The 3,036-nt window shown below is 56.4% G+C and carries 2 protein-coding genes; both read right to left on the reverse strand.

The window, feature by feature from the left end:
• A partial coding sequence (locus ACXJ5O_RS23055) for a hypothetical protein (protein ID WP_457301942.1) occupies positions 1–543 on the reverse strand: 543 nt, incomplete at its 3' end.
• 191 nt (positions 544–734) lie between these two features.
• On the reverse strand, positions 735–3,036 hold a 2,302-nt coding region (locus tag ACXJ5O_RS23060; protein WP_457301943.1), incomplete at its 5' end, for an isoleucine--tRNA ligase.

Here is a 3,036-nt window from a genome sequence, read left to right on the forward strand (position 1 = left end):
GTATTCAAGTGGCGGCTCGCTCAGGTAGCGGCGCGTCGTTGGCGATCCGGCTGTTGACGCAAGCTTGCGAGCGCGAAAATCTGCGGCCGCACTGCTTTTCGATCCTTGATTGGCGGGAGATTTGTCGTTGAAGAACCCATATTCCGGCTTGCCAGAAGATCGCTGGGCAAGAGGCATGTCGTTCTCAACTTCAGGCGTAAAGTTCGGATTGTTCTGGTTGGCAGTCGCTGTGTCGCGTATGCGCTTGCGCCGCGCCTCGGGCGATTCCGGCCAGTTTGCGCTGTCGGTTGTCACGACATCATTCTGCGGTGCTGGCAGTTGTGCTACCCTGCCCTCGGCTGGGCGGACCAGTTCAGGACGCGGGTTGTAAGCGATCTGGTTTTTCTTCTTGGATGAACCGAAGGAGGCCATGTTCGATACGTCGTCAAGGAGCTGGCTGCCAGCAGTCTTGTCCGTACCATAGGTGGGCGACGACATGCAGCCGCCAAGGGCCAGTGACGCGACCAGTGCACCAAAAACCGTAATGCGTCCGTTCAAATCCATACTCGCTATTTCCAACCCATGTCTGGGCAGTTCTGACTGCCGATCAATTGTGCTTGATCTATGCCCTGCCTCTAAAATCAGGCAACTCAATGGCAAGCCTTTTACATGAGGCCAATTAGATTAAGCAAGTCTGTGCATGTTTTTACAGAGGAATATGCGGATCACTTTATCCAGCAATCCGCATTTCTTCTCTAAACAGCTAGCTTTCCAAGTTTTTCCAGCTCGTGGAGAGCCTCGGCATCACGGGCTGAAACATCAGGAAATGCCGGGTCCAAGCCGACATCGTGCGTATATCGCCACGAACGAGCACATTTCATGCCCGTCGCCCGTTGAGATATAACTGCAACGCCCTTTACATCATCGGAGACAAACGCATCCGCAGGCGCTTTTTCGCTTTTTATCGTGATGTCGCTGGTGATGCAGATCTCCGCCATATCCAGACCTTTCACCGCGGCAAGCAATTCCGGATCGGTAATGTAGACCACAGGCGCCGCCTCCAAGGACGAGCCGATGGTTTTCTTTGCCCTCTCCAGTTCGAGCGCACCAGTTACGACACGGCGGACATCTTTCACCTTGCGCCATTTGGCGGCGAGTTCGTCGTTCTTCCATTCCTTTGGCGCTTCGCGGAACTGCTCCAGATGTACCGATACTGCGTCCTTGTGGAGGTCCAGCCAAGCTTCCTCCATCGTGAACGGCAGCATCGGGGCCAGCCATGTGACGATGCGGTCAAAGAGATAGCGCACGACTTGAAGCGAGGCTTTGCGTCTGATGCTCGACGGCGTATCGCAATAGAGCGAGTCCTTGCGGATATCGAAATAGAAGGCCGAGAGTTCGACATTCATGAAGTCGACCAGCGCGCGGGTGATACGTTTGAACTCGAAAGCGTCATAGCCCGTGCGTACAACTTCATCGAGTTCCGCAAGCCGATGCAGCATCAGCTTCTCGAGCTCTGGCATGTCGTCATAGGCGATCTCGTCGCCCTCATCATGAGCAAGCGTGCCAAGCATCCAGCGGATCGTGTTGCGCAATTTGCGATAGGCGTCGATGTTGGTCTGGATGATGTTCTTGCCGAGACGCTGATCTTCCCAATAATCAGTCGTCATGACCCAAAGACGCAGGATATCCGCACCGGAATCCTTGATGACGTCCTGCGGCGTCACCGTATTGCCGAGCGATTTCGACATCTTTCGCCCCTCCTCATCCATGGTGAACCCATGAGTGACAAGGGTGTCGTAAGGCGCGCGACCACGCGTACCGCAGCTTTCCAGCAGCGAGGAATGGAACCAGCCGCGATGCTGGTCCGAACCTTCGAGATAGACATCGGCAGGCCATTTCAGGTCCGGCCGGTCCTCCAGCGTGAAGACATGGGTTGAGCCGGAATCGAACCAGACATCGAGAATATCGCGGACCTGCGTCCATGGCTCATTGGCCTTTTCAGCAAGGAACCGCTCGCGCGCACCTTCAGCGAACCAGGCATCGGCTCCTTCCTGCTCGAATGCTTCGAGGATGCGAGCGTTGACGCCGTCGTCCTTTAGGACATTGCCGTTTTCGTCGGCAAAGACGCAGATCGGCACACCCCAGGCGCGCTGGCGCGACAACACCCAGTCAGGGCGATCCTCGATCATCGCACGCAAACGGTTCTGGCCACCGGCAGGAACGAAACGTGTTTCGTCGATCGCGGCAAGTGCGCGCGAACGCAGCGTCGTCTGATCGCCGAGGTCCTTGTCCATATAGACGAACCATTGCGGTGTATTGCGGAAGATCACCGGCTTCTTCGAGCGCCAGGAATGCGGATAGGAATGCTTCAGGCGGCCACGCGCGAACAATGCGTCGCGGGCAATGAGTTCTTCGATAACGACCTTATTAGCGTCGCCCTTCTTGCCATTGTCATCTATAACGCGCGCGGCACCGCCTTCACGGTCGGGGCCGAAGCCCGGCGCGTCCTTTGTATAATAGCCGGCATCATCGACAGTGAACGGGATTGCCGAAGAAATGCCGCGAGCTTCAAGATCGCTGCGCGCATCCGTCCATGCATCGAAATCCTCGCGGCCATGACTGGGAGAGGTATGCACGAAACCTGTGCCGGCATCGTCGGTGACATGATCGCCGGGCAGCATGGGCACGGGAAATTCATATCCGCCGCCAAGGCCTTTCAAGGGATGAGCAAGCGTGATCGCTGCAAGTTCATCAGCCGAAACCGTCCTGATGTGCTTAAAGGTCAGCTTGGCTTTCGTTGCCGATTCTTCGGCAAGGGCATCGGCAAAGATCAGCTTTTCACCCGGACGGGGACCGAAATCGTTCTCCGCAGACTCAACCTCGTACAGCCCATACGCAACGCGCGGCGAATAGCTCACTGCTCGGTTGCYGGGGATTGTCCAAGGTGTCGTGGTCCAGATGACGACATGCGCGTCTTTKAGTTCTGATTGAATCGGTGTGTCCGCGCCAAGCATCTTCGGACGAGCAACTGCACCTGCCTGAGGATCAATTTCCAGT

This window comes from Phyllobacterium sp. P5_D12 (assembly GCF_054049495.1).